The sequence below is a fragment of the Frankia sp. CcI49 genome, from assembly GCF_001983215.1.
Lineage (GTDB): Bacteria > Actinomycetota > Actinomycetes > Frankiales > Frankiaceae > Parafrankia > Parafrankia irregularis.
Genome location: NZ_MOWP01000015.1, coordinates 482425 through 496246, shown reverse-complemented (window position 1 = coordinate 496246; position 13822 = coordinate 482425). Strand labels below are relative to the sequence as shown.

Genomic DNA, 13822 nt, shown 5'->3' with positions numbered 1-13822 from the left:
GATGCCGACGATTCACGTCAACGGCGGCGATATTCACTATTTGCATGCACCGGGGCGCGGTGACGGCCCGGCACCGACACTGGTCTGCGTACACGGGCTGGGAACCGACAGCCTGGCCAGTTTCTACCTGACCCTGGCAGCTCCCCTGACCGCCGCCGGCATCAACATGATCTTTTACGATCTGCGTGGCCATGGCAACAGCGAACGGCCCGCGAGCGGGTACCGCGTGCACGACTTCGTCGCCGACCTCGACGGGCTTCTCACCGCGCTCGACGTGCCGTCCCCGGTGCACCTGGTCGGCAACAGCTTCGGCGGGACGATCGCCTTCGCGTTCGCCGCGGCGCACCCCGACAGGACAGCCAGCATCGTGTCGATCGAGTCGGAACCGCCCACCACGGCCTGGGCTGACCGGGTCGGCCAGGTCCTGGAGAACACCAGGCAGGAGCTCGCCCGCGAGGAGACCTACCAGCTGATCTCGGCGACCTTCGGCGATCACCATGCCCGGCTGTCACGGCAGGCCTTCCGGCGCCTGCAGGAAACGACGATGGCCGARGAGATTCCGGCCGGCCCCTTCCTGGACCTGGTGGACCTGGGCCGGATCAGGGTGCCGGTCCTGAGCATCATCGGCAGCGACGGTTTCCAGTCCGAGGACCCGTTCCTGCTGGAAGGCCTGCTGCCGAACTGCCGCACGGTCGTCCTGCAGGATCAGGATCACTCCGTGCTCGTCGAGGCGCACCGGCGGGTGCGGGATCTGCTCCTCGACTGGATCTTCTCCCAGAGCTCGGTCGCCGCCGGGCCCGGTGGTCGGACGTGAGCACCTTCCTGCTGGTCGTTCCACCCCTCACGGGTCACATCACCCCACTGGTCGCCGTGGCCGAGCAACTGGGTCTTCTCGGGCACCGGGTCGTCTGGTCCGGCGACCCGGCACCGATCAGAGAGCTGGCCGGCCCGACCGCGGTGGTACACCCCGCGCTCGCGGGCAACGTCGGCGCCGCCAGCCGCGGCGCCGACCTGCGGGGATACGCCGCCGCGCAGGCGCTCTGGGAGGACTACCTCATCCCGCTGGCCGCCGCCACCCACGAGTCGGTGGCCGAGGCGGCCAAGCGGTTCGACGCCGACCTCGTCGTCGCCGACATGCAGGCGCTGGCCGGCCCGCTCGCCGCGGCCCGCCTGGGGATCCCGTGGGCCACCTCGGCCTCCACCTCGGGCTCGTTGGGAGACATGTTCGCCGCCACGCCCAGGATCCGGCAGTGGCTCGACGGACTGTTCACGGACCTGATCGCACGGCTGCCCGGCGACGCGGCCACGACGCTGACCCCCGCGACCCTGGAACGTTCCCCGCATCTGGTTCTCGCCTTCACCACCGAGGCTCTCGCCGGCACGGTCCAGATCACGGGGCCACCGCCCGCCTGGATCGGCCCCGCGCTGCGCAGGCAAGACCGGTCGCAGGACGACCCGAAGCCAGCCAACCCCTTTCCCTGGGCACGGCTCGACGCCCGGCGGCCGTTGATCATCGTCAGCCTGGGCACGGTCAACAACCGGGTCGGCGGGCCCTTCCTACGGGCCTGCGCGCAGGCCCTGGGCCAGCTCGGCGACCGCGTCCAGGGCGTGTTGGCCGACCCGCTCGGCGCGGTCGACGCCGTCCCCGACAACGTCCTCACCTGGGGGCACCTACCCATGCTGGCTCTGCTGCCGCGCACGGCAGCGGTCGTCTGCCACGCGGGTCACAACACCGTGTGTGAGGCGCTCACGCACGATCTGCCGCTGGTCGTCGCGCCGATACGCGACGACCAGCCGGTCGTCGCCCAGCAGGTGGTCGACGCGGGCGCCGGCATCCGGCTGCGTTTCGCCAGGGCGACCCCGGGCCTGATCGCGGACGCCATCGTCGCCGTCCTGCGCGAGCCTGGCTACGGGCTCGCGGCCCGGCGGATCGGTGCCTCGTTCCGGCGGGCCGGCGGCGCCGTGGCCGCCGCGGATCTGCTGGTGCGCCTCGTCGACGCAGGCACCCCGGTCCGATGAACGCCCAGGCGCACGACCTTCACCTGCCGCGGCATCGCCCACACAGCCCGCTGCGGCTGGCCCTCAGCTACACCACCGGCTTCCGGCTTCGGCTGGCGGTCGGCAGCGTCCTCACCCTGGCGGGAACAGCGTTCTCCCTGGCCCAGCCGCTCATCGCGCAGCGCATCCTGGACCGACTCGCTCGCGACCAGCCGATCGTCACCTTGCTGGCGCTGCTCGCCGGGGCGGTCGCCCTCGGGACCGTCATCGCCGCGCTGGGCTACTTCGTCGTCGAGTCGGTCGGCGAATCCGTGGTGCGAACCGTCCGGCGGCTGCTGGCGCAGCGCATCCTCCGGCTGCGGACACCGGTGTTCGACGACGTCGAGGCGGGGGATCTCATCTCCCGCCTGGTCGCGGACACAACCCTGCTGCGCCAGGTCACCACCCAGGCCATGGTGGCGTCGATCACCGCGACGATCGGCCTGGTGGGCTCGCTGGTGATCATGGGACTGATCGACTACATGCTCCTGGCGGTCACCCTGACGGCCGTCGTGACCATGAGCGTCGTGGTGCGCTGGTCCGCCGTCAGGATCGGACGCGCGTCGGGAAAGGCCCAGGAGGCCGTCGGCTTCATGGCGACCCTCCTGGACCGCGACCTCGGAGCCTTCAGGACGGTCAAGGCCGCCGGAGCCGAGCAGCACGAGATCGACCTGCTGACCGCCGCAGCCGACACGGCGTGGCGGCGCGGCCTGCGGGTGGCCGGATGGCAGGCCGCCAGCGGGGCGTCCACGAGCCTCATCCTGCAGACGTCGTTCCTCGCCGTCCTGGGAGTGGGCGGCGCCCGGGTGACCGCCGGAAAGCTGACCCTCGCGGACCTGATCGCCTACCTCCTCTACATGTTCTTCCTGACCCAGCCGGTCATGACCCTGGCGGGCGCCTGGGGCCAGCTCAAGGTCGGCAGCGCCGCCATCACACGCGTCCAGGCCGTCCTGGCCCTCGCCGTCGAACCCGCGGGAACAAAATCAGCGGCGCCCGGCCCCGACCGAAGCCGTGCGAGCGTGTTCTTCGAGAATGTCGTGTTCACCTACCGACCCGGACTGCCGACCGTGCATCGCGGTGTGACGTTCGCTGTTCCCGCGGGAAGAATGACCGCCGTGGTCGGCCCGTCCGGAGCCGGGAAAACAAGCCTCTTCGCACTCCTCGAACGCTTCTACGAAATACAGTCGGGTCGCATACTGGTCGACGGGCTCGATATTCGGGAATGGCCGCTCGCGGACCTGCGGCAGGCGATCGGCTATGTGGAGCAGGAAAGCCCGGTACTCGCGGGGACGCTGCGGGAGAACCTCACCCTGGGACTCGCCGGCATCAGTGACGGGCAGCTGTGGGAGATCGTCCACCTCGCGCAGCTCGGCGACGTCGTCCAGGCGCTTCCCGGCGGCCTGGACGGCTGGATCGGCTACCGCGGCGGCAGCCTCTCCGGCGGTCAACGGCAGCGGATCGCGATCGGCCGGGCGCTGCTGCGTCGCCCCCGGCTGCTGCTGCTGGACGAGGCGACCTCGGCCCTGGACGCGACCAACGAGGCGGCGCTGCGTGCCACCATCGCCGCCGCCTCGGAGGTGACGACAGTGATGGTCATAGCCCACCGGCTGTCAACCGTCGTCGAGGCCGGCCAGATCCTCGTCATGGAATCCGGACGGGTGCGCGCCTGCGGCACCCACCGGGAACTGCTCGACTTCGATCCGGTCTACCAGGAGCTCGCGAGAACGCAGCTGCTCATCCCGACCTGAATGAATCCGATGGGAAGGTGCCGTGACCAGCATCGACGATGCCGAGCCCACCACGCGTGACCGTCTGCTCGACGCCGCCGAACGGCTACTGCTCGAGGAGGGCTACGCGGCTGTCACCTCACGGCGGGTCGGCGCCCACGCCGGGCTGACCCCGCCGCTGGTGCACTACTACTTCCGCACCATGGACGACCTGTTCCTGGCGATGTTCCGCCGCCGCGCGGACGCCGGCCTCCAGCTGCTACACGAACTGGTCCGCTCCCGCCCGACGCTGCGCGAGCTGTGGGACCTGCGCGAGGTGGGCGTCATCACGAGCACTCGCTTCAACCTGGAGTTCATGGCTCTGGCCAACCATCGCAAGGCGATCCGCGCGGCGATCGTCGAGTACTACCAGCGATACCGCCAGCTTCAGCTCGACGCCTTCACCGCGGCACTGGCCGATCTGCGCGTCCCGCCGGACCTCTGCCCACCACCGGTGGCGCATCTGGTGATGCTCGGCGTCACCCAGCTGATCGCCATCGACGCGGAGCTCGGCCTGGGTTCGGATTACGAGAGTGTGCTCGACTTCATCAACCGGCACACCGACGGTCTCGCCCAGGGATTTGTTCCCCGCCGGGTCCCTTCGGCTCGCTAGCCGAAGGCGCGGACGGCGTCGTACATCAGCTGGGCGGCGCGCTGGCAGGTGACCTTCACCCCGAACCAGATCACCTGCGGTTCGCCGGCCGACCCGCAGGTCGCGCGCAGGTCGGTGAGGAACTGGTTGTCGATCGCGAGCCTGCGCTGCTGGGTGGGGTCGACCTTCGGGCCGTTCAGGAAGTTGCGGTAACCGAAGTCGTGGCGCAGGCACGGGCCGGCGAACAGGGCGTCCACCTCGGGCGGGGTCGGGCCGCTGCAGCCGTCGGTCGTCCACACCAGCTCACCGCCGGCCGGGCCGGCCGCCCGGGCGTCGCGCACGACGACGAAGTCCGCCAGCGGGAGCCCGTACACGCTGGGCACGTCGACCGCGGGCACCTCCCCGCCGGGTGACTCGTGGGTGTCGGTGTCCTCCCCCGTGACGTACACGGCGCCGCCCTGGAAGTAGCTGACGCTGTCCGCGCCTGCGGCCGGGCGGGGGTCCAGCAGCGGGTAGCCGAGCGGGCCGTCCGCGCCGCCGCCGTCCGCCCAGGCGTCGGCAGCGGGCTCGGTGACGACGTGGGTGCCGGTCGACGGGCTGGTGGCGATCGTGCCGTTCTCGAACCGCTGGGTCGAGCCGACGCCGGCTCGCGTCGCGTCGTCGACGGGACGTCCCAGTGCGCCGGTGGTGCCACCGAGCTGGGCGTAGCGGGTGTAGATCTGCCCGCAGACGTCGAAGTCGCCGACCTGGTGGCAGGTGTCACCGCCCGCCGCGGGCGTCGCGGGCCGCGTTGTCGGATCGGCCGACGGGTCGGCGTCCGGCTCCGCGGGACCGCCCGGATCCGCGGAGTCGATCAGATCCGCGTCAACCGTTGTCCGGGGCGGATCCGGCCGGCTCGTCGGCTCCGTTCCCGCCGGGGTCATCGACGGCGACGGCTCGCCGGCCTGCAGACCAGCGGCGCCGGGCTGACAACCGGCCGTCAGCAGGACGAGCGTCAGCATGGTGGCCGCGGCTGTCGCGGCACGGCGCGACAGCCGGACGCGCGTGGCGGGGCCTCGACGCTCCGACATGGTCTGCTTCCTCTCGACCATTCGCACACTAGGTCCCGAACGGCCCGTGGTGACCCGTTTTCTCCTGTGCAATGACCGACAGGTCGGTCACCGACCGCTTCCGTGGCGCCGCGGCGCGCGGCTTACGCCACCAAGGGCGGCCGGGGGCGGCCGTGGCCACCCATCCCACGATGATCGTTCCCGTGAAAGTCCATGTTCTTGGATGCGTAGGGCAACACCCCTGCCACTCCGCAGGCACGGGGATGCGGACGTGAACAGGTCCGCGCTTTCGGAACCGGCGGCGCGCCGTCGATGTGCGCAGGTGACGTCCGCTCAGGTAAGGAGGGGAGAGCAGCCAGGCAGAGCCCAGTACACCAGGGGGAACGATGAGTCTGAGCATTCGTAACCGGCTGACCGGAACAGTGGCCGAAATTTCCGACGGCGCAGTAATGAGCACAGTACGGATTACCCTTTCCGGCGGGCAGACCGTGACAGCGGCGATTACTCTCGATGCGGTCAAGGATCTCGGTGTTTCCACGGGTTCCGCGGTCGAGGTGCTGTTCAAGTCGACCGAGGTGGCGCTGGCCACCGGCAGCGTGGACGGCCTGAGCATCCGCAACCAGCTGCCCGGCACGGTGTCCGGCCTGGAGACCGGTGGCGCCATGGCCGTCGCACACATCGCCCTCGAGCACGGCGGCGAGCTCACCTCGGCGATCACAGTGGACGCCGCGACCGCCCTCGGCCTCGCCCAGGGTTCGCCCGTGACGGCGCTGATCAAGTCGACCGAGGTGTCGCTCTCGGCGGTCTGATCCGGCCCGGCGCGTCCTGGCGCAGGTGCCGGTCCGGGTCCACCGACCACGGGCCGGCACCGGGGCACCCGCGACCATCGTGCCTGGCCGCCGGCGGCCGCCGAAGAGGCGTGACGTCGGCGCCTATCCAGGCCGCGGCGGACGAACCGCCGTGTTCGGGCGGGCGGCCGCCACGTCGTGCGCCAGCAGAGCCAGGTGCAGCGACGTGCGGATCTCCGGGTCGTCCAGGCTGGCGCCGATCACCTGCTCGGCTTTCTCGAGCCGTGCGTAGAACGCCGGTCGGGACAGGTGGATCGACGCGGCGGCACTCGCCTTGCTGGTGGGATGGGCCAGCAGGGCCCGCACGGCGCCGACGAGGTCGGTGGACCACCGGGCGTCATGGGCACGCAGACCGGCCAGCTCCCGGTCGACGAACGCGGCCAGCCGCGGGTCGGTGCCGAGCAACGCGATCAGCCCCCGGACGTGGACGTCGTCGAGCCGGTGCACCACCCGTGCCGGGTCGGCGCCGGACGTGTCGCCGACCGACTCCAGCACCTGCCGGGCCTCGGCGAGCGTCGCACCGAGTCGCGCCGGCTCGTTGACCGGTCGTGACGCCGCGACGACCACCGCATGGCGCCGGCGGACGTCGGCCGCGAGACCGTCGACCGTGGCGTCGACCRCACCGCCCGGGGCATGCGGGCCTCCCGGGACGTTCGCGCCTCCCGGGACGTTCGTGGCCGGCAGGGACAGCAGCGCGTGGACGTCCGGCCCGATCTGGCTGACGAGGGCGGGCAGCCGCCGGGTACGGGTGGCGTGCACGACGGCCGCGACGACGTCACCGATGTCCGATCCGGCAGTAGGACGCAGCGCGACCGCGACGAAGCGGCGCCGCCGCAGCGGCAGCCCGGCCAGCTCACAGCGGCGCAGGGCGTCCGCGGTCGGCCGGACCGCCAGCGCCAGCATGATCTCGTGGTGGCTGCGGCGGACGAGGCCGTCGCGGTCCCGATCGTTGAGCCGCCGCAGTGCGACGGCCGCGGCCGCCCGCTCGGCGAGGACGACGAGGCGGTCTCCGGGCGGCTGCGCGGTGACGATGACGAGGCGGCCCCAGCGCCGCTTCCCGGCGCCGACCGGTGCGACCAGCCAGCCGACCGAGGCGTCCCAGCGCGTCGATCCCGCGGTCGCGGTGAGCTCGGCAGTGGACGTGAGCGCGGTCGTCGTGGCCTCGACAGTCGCGGACAGGCCTGTGTGCTCGGCCGGGCCTGTGTGCTCGGCCGGGCCTGTGTGCTCGGCCGGGCGTGCGGGTTCGGCCCCGTCGGAGGGTTCGGCCGCGTCCGCGGGCCCGGGGGCGCCCACCAGACGGGAGATCTCGGGCCAGTCGGCGAGCAGCTCCGCGTCGTCACCGGTCGGGTCGGCCGCGAAGGCGACGACATGGTGCTCGTCCGACTCCAGCACGACGGGCAGGCCGGCGATCCGGTGCGCCGCCTGCAGGATCTCCGGGACCTCGGCCTCGGCGAGGCTCAGCCGGGTGAAGGTCGTGTGGATGCGTTCGACCGCCCGCAGCTCGGTCAGCTGACCGTCGACGATGCGCTCACCGACTGCCTGCGCGATCGCCGCGAACCGGACCTCCCGGCCCAGGGCCACCAAGGGCAGGCCATGGGCGGCACAGGCACGCACGACACCCGCGGGCAGACCGGCCGACCAGCGGCGGTGCAGCTCGACGACGAGGCCGGCCGCCTCGACGTCGGCGAGGCTCGCGACGAAGGCCACCTGCGCAGCCTCGTCGGACGACCACAGGCTTCCCGTCGTCAGCACGAGCTCGCCGCCGCGCAGCAGGGTCGCGATGTCCGGCAGCTCGGACGAGTGGACCCACCGGACGTCCCGGTCGAGACCGATCTCACCGGCGACGACCAGGGGCCGCGCACCGCGCACGACCGGCATCCGCAGCACCTCACGCAACGTCGGCAGTGCCACCCCGGCTCCTCCCCGCTCCCCACTTCCCGCTCCCCGCCGCCGAGTCGACCGCCCGGCGCCCCGGCGCATCGTACGGACGTCTCCTGACGAACTGTAAGGAAGTGTCCCAACTTCGTTACGGATCGTCGGAGGCGGCCGCGGGCCGGCGGCGTTCTAATCGAGCTGACGCGACGAGCCGCGCGACAGGTGAGGCAGGAGAACATGACCACGACGACCAGCACCGACACCATCGCGCACTGGGTGGACGGAGCGTTGTACGAGCCGGCCGGGAGCGCGACGGCCCCCGTGACCAACCCCGCGACCGGCGCGACGACCGGCGCGGTGCTGCTCGCCGACGCACCGGCCGCCGCGCGCGTCATCGGGGGTGCCGCCGCGGCGGCACCCGGCTGGGCCGCCACCTCGCTCGCCCGGCGCACACAGATCGTCTTCCGCTTCCGCGAGCTGCTGAACGCCCGCAAGGACGAGCTGGCCCGCATCATCACCAGCGAGCACGGCAAGGTCCACTCGGACGCGCTCGGCGAGGTCAGCCGCGGCCAGGAGGTCGTCGAGTTCGCCTGCGGTATCTCCCACCTGCTTCGCGGCGGGTTCTCACCGAGCGCGTCGACCGGGGTCGACGTCCACTCCCGTCGGGAGCCGCTGGGGGTGGTCGGGATCATCAGCCCGTTCAACTTCCCGGCGATGGTCCCGATGTGGTTCTTCCCGATCGCGATCGCCGCGGGCAACGCGGTCGTGCTCAAACCGAGCGAGAAGGCGCCCTCGGCGGCGCTCTGGCTCGCTCGGCTGTGGCAGGAGGCCGGCCTTCCCGACGGGGTGTTCAACGTCCTGCACGGGGACAAGGCCGCGGTCGACGCCCTGCTGGACAGCCCGGACGTCGCGGCGATCAGCTTCGTCGGCTCCACCCCGGTGGCCGAGTACGTCTACACCCGCGCCAGCGCCCACGGCAAGCGCGTCCAGGCCCTCGGCGGTGCCAAGAACCACATGGTCGTCCTGCCCGACGCCGACCTCGACCTGGCCGCCGACGCCGCCGTCAGCGCCGGCTACGGCAGCGCCGGCGAGCGGTGCATGGCCATCAGCGTGCTGGTCGCCGTCGACCCGATCGGTGACGAGCTGGTGGCGAGGATCGCCGAACGCACCCGCGGGCTCGTCACCGGGGACGGCGCGGCCGTCGCCACCGGCAGCACCGGCAGCACCGGCGGCCATGCCGGCACCGACCGCGAAAGCGACATGGGGCCGCTCGTCACCCGTGCCCACCGGGACCGGGTCGCGGACCTCGTCGCGCAGGGCGAGGCCGCCGGCGCCAAGCTGGTCGTCGACGGCCGAGGCGTCGAGCCGCGTGGCGACGCCGCCGGCTTCTGGCTCGGCCCGACGCTGTTCGACCAGGTGACACCGGACATGCCGATCTACGCCGAGGAGATCTTCGGGCCGGTGCTGTCGGTCGTCCGCGTTCCCAGCTACGCCGCGGCGCTCGAACTGGTCAACGGCAACCCGTACGGCAACGGCACCGCGATCTTCACGGCCGACGGCGGGGCCGCCCGCCGGTTCGAGAACGAGGTGCGGGTCGGCATGATCGGCGTGAACGTGCCAATCCCGGTCCCCGTCGCCTACTACTCGTTCGGCGGATGGAAGCGGTCGCTGTTCGGCGACACCCATGCCCACGGGACCGAGGGCGTCCACTTCTTCACCCGCGCCAAGGTCGTGACATCGCGCTGGCCGGACCCGGCCAGTCGCTCAGGCGGCGGCCTCCAGCTCGGGTTCCCCCAGAACGCCTGACCGCCGACCACCGAGCACCGAGCACCGACGCCGGAGCACTGACGCCCGGGCACCGACCACCGCGGCCGAGAGGACCACCAATGACGACGAACGACACCATCACCGCGACCGGCCGCACCACATCGAACAGCCGCATCACCTCGAGCAACCGCATCACCTCGAGCAGCCGCAGCGCGTCGGCCAGCCGCACCTCCCCGACCGGCGGCCTGGCCGCGCGCGGCGGCGGCTCCGCGGTGCCGCGCACACCCGCCGCCGCGCGGACGTACGAGCTCGACCGCAGGCACGTCTTCCACTCCTGGTCGGCCCAGGAGCGGATCAGCCCGATGGTGATCACCCGCGCCGAGGGGTCCTGGGTGTGGGACGACTACGACCACCCGCTGCTCGACTTCAGCTCGCAGCTCGTGTTCACGAACCTCGGCCACCAGCACCCGCGGGTGGTCGCGGCGATCCAGCAGCAGGCGGCCACGCTGTGCACGGTCGCCCCGCAGCACGCGAACGCGGCGCGCGGCGAGGCGGCCCGGCTGATCCTGTCGCACCTGCCGGACACCTTCGAGAAGATCTTCTTCACGAACGGCGGGGCCGACGCGGTCGAGCACGCCATCCGGATGGCCCGGCTGCACACCGGACGGATCAAGGTGCTCTCGACCTACCGCTCGTACCACGGCGGCACCGACCTGGCGATCAACGTGACCGGTGACCCGCGCCGGTGGGAGAACGACCACGGCGCCGCCGGGGTCGTCCACTTCTTCGGGCCGTTCCTGTACCGCAGCCCGTTCCACGCGACGGACGAGGCGCAGGAGCGCGAGCGCGCCCTCGCCCACCTGGAGCAGGTCATCGCGCTGGAGGGGCCGGGGACGATCGCCGCGGTCGTGCTGGAGTCCATCCCCGGAACGGCCGGTGTCATGGTTCCCCCGGCGGGCTATCTGCGGGGGGTCCGTGAGCTCTGCGACCACCACGGCCTGATCATGATCGTCGACGAGGTGATGGCCGGGTTCGGCCGCGCCGGGCGCTGGTTCGCGTTCGAGCTCGACGACGTCCGGCCCGACCTGGTGACGTTCGCGAAGGGCGTCACCAGCGGGTACGTGCCGCTCGGCGGGGTCGCGATCACCGGCCCGGTGCTGCGGGCCTTCGACGACCGGGCCTATCCCGGCGGGCTGACCTACTCGGGCCATCCGCTCGCCTGCGCGGCGGCGGTGGCGACCGTCCGCGCGATGGAGGACGAGGGCGCCGTGGCGGCAGCCGACCGCCTCGGTCGGGACGTCCTCGGCCCGGGCCTGCGCGGTCTCGCGGCGCGGCATCCGGTGATCGGTGACGTCCGCGGCGTCGGTGCCTTCTGGGCTCTCGACCTCGTCGAGGACCGGGCGAGCCGCACACCGATCGCCCCGACCGGCGGAACCAGCGAACGCATGGGACGCATCACCGCGGCCTGCCGGGCCGAGGGTCTGCTGCCGTTCGTGAGCAGCAACCGGATCCACGTCGTGCCTCCGCTGAACATCTCGGACGGCGACGCCCGTGCCGGCCTCGCGATGCTCGACCGCGCCCTGGGCGCCGCCGAAGGCTGACCCGCGCGGCCTCTCCCGGCCTCTCACGGATCTCACACGTTCCTCAGAACCCTTCCGCATCGGCCGCTGGTGTGGTGACGGTGTCGGATCCCGCCGGCGCGGCGCGTCGGTACGAGGGCTCCGACCTGTGTCCTCATGCCATCGAGGTCGGGAGATGCGGTTGTGAACGCTCGGAGCCGGGTTCACCGGGGTGCCGCGGTCCTTGTCGGATGCGTGCTGATGACGAGTGTGTCGGCCTGCCGGGCCGGCGCGGGTCAGGCGGGCAGCGCGGCGGCCGACAGCACGACCACGACCACGACCGCCGCGACCGCCGCGCCGGCCACGGCTGCCGCGACGACGCCGGCGGAAGCCGGGCAGCCAGCGGCGCCGGTGGGCACGGGCGACGGCGGCCCGGGGTCGCTGACCCTCGCCATCACCAGCCCGGTCATGCTCAGCGGCCACGTCAACACCACGGTGAGCTGCGAAACCGCCGCCCGCAGGTACGTCGCCTCGGCCACCGGCACGCTCGACGGCGCCACCGTCACGCAGAACGTGCGCGTCGCCGGCTACGCGGGCCCGGGGAGCTATCCGGCGGTGATCAGCGTGTCGGTGGTGGCGGCCGACGGGTCGAAATACGCGATCAGTGCGGTCCCGACAACAGTGCAGGTCACCGCGGATGGCGGTGCGGTCTCCTTCAACGCCAGTACCTCCGGCGGGCGTGCCCTGGCCGGCTCGATCAGCTGGGCCTGCTCCTGACGCGGCGGCGCGGGAGCCGACAGATCGGGGGGCTCCCGCGCCGCCGCGTGCCCGCACCGCCGCGCTCTCAGCGCCGGCTGTGCACGATCATCGACACGGGGCCCCGCGGACGGAGGGTGATCGCCGGTTCGGGTTGGACCGGGGTGTTGCTGGCCGGAGTCAGCGTCCACCGGCCGGCGATCGTTGCCAGGGCCAGGACACCTTCCGCGACGGCGAAGCCGTTCCCGATGCACTGACGCCTGCCACCACCGAACGGAAAATAGGCAAACCGCGGCCGCGTACCGGACGAATCAGTCGCAACGGCCCCACCGGCCGCGTCGGACGTACCAGCGGCACCACCCGCCGGTTCGAGCCAGCGGCCGGGATCGAACCGTTCCGGATGAGGCCACCAGCGTCCGTCCCGGTGCATCACCCACTGGCCGATGACCAGCGTCGACCAGGCCGGCAGCAGGTACCCGGCCACCTCCCGGTCCTCCACGAGGTGGCGGACCATCGCCCACACGGGCGGGTACAGCCGCATGGATTCGTTGAACACCGCGTTGGTGTAGGCAAGCCGCGGCAGATCGTCGAAGGTCGGCAGCCGGCCGGCGAGGACGGTGTCGAGTTCCTCGCCCAGCTTCGCCGCGACCGCTGGTGCACCGCCAAGCAGGTGGAACGTCCAGGTCAGGGCATTCGCGGCGGTTTCGTGACCGGCGAGCAGGAGGGTCACGGCCTCGTCCCTGATCTCGTGGTCGGTCAGCTGCCCGCCGGTGTCGCCGTCCCGGGCGGCCATCAGCAGCGACATCAGATCAGTGCCGCCGGCCCCGGCGGCGCGATGCGCGTCGATCAGGTCGTAGATGGTCCGGTCGAGCGCGGCCCGGGTAGCGCGGCGACGGCGGACCGACGGCAGAGGGAGCCGCGACGACTCCCCCAGCCCCAGCCCGCTGGCCTGCTGGACCGCCGAGCCGGACATCGTCTCGTCGAGAGCGGCGCGGACGACGTCCAGGACATGGTCGCTGATGTCGACGTCGAAGATGGTCCGAGCGACGATCGCCAGGGTCATCTCGGACATCTCGGCGTGCACGTCGAGTCGCTGGCCGTCGTGCCAGCTCGCCGCGGTGGACTCCGCGATGGCGACGAACTGCTGGCCGTATTCCGCGATGCGCTGTTTGTGGAACAGCGGCTGCATGAGCCGCCGCTGTCGCAGGTGATCCTCACCCGCGCTGGTCAGCAGGCCGTCACCGAGCAGCGTCCGCAGCGGCTGGACGACGCGGCGCCGGGAACCGGGGCCGCTCAGCACCGCGCCCTTGCCGTACGCCTTCTGACCGCCCACGAGGATGTCCCCGATCGCCTCCGGGTCGCTGACGAGGAACAGCGACACCGGCCACCGGATCAGGCGCACCAACGGCCCGTACCGGTCGTGCAGCGCGGTGAACTGGGACAACGGATCTGCGCGCATGCGACGTACCGCCGCGAGCGGCCCGTCGGCCGGCCCGGGCACCTCGTCGACGGGACGCGGCGCACGCTGGGTGCTCCGCGTCGTCACCAGAGAAGCAGACACCACAAGGGACCT

At 72.1% G+C, this 13822-nt stretch carries 11 protein-coding genes; 8 read left to right on the top strand and 3 right to left on the bottom strand.

Translation table 11 applies throughout. From position 1 onward, the window contains the following. Position 1 precedes the first annotated feature (1 nt). Genes CcI49_RS15345 through CcI49_RS15330 form a run of 4 tightly spaced genes read left to right on the top strand, consistent with a single transcriptional unit; the run spans position 2 to position 4416 of the window. On the top strand, positions 2-814 hold the full coding sequence (locus CcI49_RS15345) for an alpha/beta hydrolase (RefSeq protein ID WP_076827320.1): 813 nt from the start codon (positions 2-4) through the stop codon (positions 812-814). Further along, entirely contained in the window at positions 811-2019 is a 1209-nt protein-coding gene (locus CcI49_RS15340; protein ID WP_076827318.1) for a glycosyltransferase, read from the top strand. The genes CcI49_RS15345 and CcI49_RS15340 overlap by 4 nt, the downstream gene beginning before the upstream one ends. After that, entirely contained in the window at positions 2016-3785 is a 1770-nt protein-coding gene (locus CcI49_RS15335; RefSeq protein WP_076827316.1) for an ABC transporter ATP-binding protein, read from the top strand. Before CcI49_RS15340 ends, CcI49_RS15335 begins: the two co-directional genes overlap by 4 nt. 22 nt (positions 3786-3807) lie before the next feature. Beyond that, complete coding sequence (locus tag CcI49_RS15330; RefSeq protein WP_054569252.1) at positions 3808-4416, top strand: TetR/AcrR family transcriptional regulator; 609 nt, start codon at positions 3808-3810, stop codon at positions 4414-4416. Here the strand turns inward: CcI49_RS15330 and CcI49_RS15325 are convergent. Continuing rightward, positions 4413-5465: a phospholipase A2 gene (locus CcI49_RS15325; RefSeq protein WP_076827405.1), complete on the bottom strand. Its 1053-nt coding sequence runs from the start codon at positions 5463-5465 to the stop codon at positions 4413-4415. The genes CcI49_RS15330 and CcI49_RS15325 overlap by 4 nt on opposite strands. A gap of 365 nt (positions 5466-5830) precedes the next feature. Here CcI49_RS15325 and CcI49_RS15320 point away from each other — a divergent pair, with 365 nt between their 5' ends. Next, positions 5831-6253: a TOBE domain-containing protein gene (locus tag CcI49_RS15320; RefSeq protein ID WP_054569254.1), complete on the top strand. Its 423-nt coding sequence runs from the start codon at positions 5831-5833 to the stop codon at positions 6251-6253. 123 nt (positions 6254-6376) lie between these two features. Here CcI49_RS15320 and CcI49_RS15315 read toward each other — a convergent pair whose 3' ends face one another. Continuing rightward, positions 6377-8203, bottom strand: coding sequence for a PucR family transcriptional regulator (locus CcI49_RS15315; protein ID WP_158230772.1), 1827 nt, complete (start codon positions 8201-8203; stop codon positions 6377-6379). Positions 8204-8404: 201 nt separating this feature from the next. Between CcI49_RS15315 and CcI49_RS15310 the strand changes: the two genes are divergently transcribed. From CcI49_RS15310 to CcI49_RS15300, 3 genes are all read left to right on the top strand, one after another. Further along, positions 8405-9973, top strand: coding sequence for a CoA-acylating methylmalonate-semialdehyde dehydrogenase (locus CcI49_RS15310; RefSeq protein WP_076827403.1), 1569 nt, complete (start codon positions 8405-8407; stop codon positions 9971-9973). Positions 9974-10053: 80 nt separating this feature from the next. After that, complete coding sequence (locus CcI49_RS15305; RefSeq protein WP_241840077.1) at positions 10054-11535, top strand: aspartate aminotransferase family protein; 1482 nt, start codon at positions 10054-10056, stop codon at positions 11533-11535. A 219-nt stretch (positions 11536-11754) separates the two neighbouring features. Further along, a complete protein-coding gene (locus tag CcI49_RS15300; RefSeq protein WP_241840076.1) occupies positions 11755-12270 on the top strand; it encodes a hypothetical protein in 516 nt (171 codons plus the stop codon). Between the two features lie 67 nt (positions 12271-12337). Here the strand turns inward: CcI49_RS15300 and CcI49_RS15295 are convergent, their stop codons facing one another. Beyond that, on the bottom strand, positions 12338-13813 hold the full coding sequence (locus CcI49_RS15295; RefSeq protein ID WP_054569257.1) for a cytochrome P450: 1476 nt from the start codon (positions 13811-13813) through the stop codon (positions 12338-12340). Positions 13814-13822: the final 9 nt, after the last annotated feature.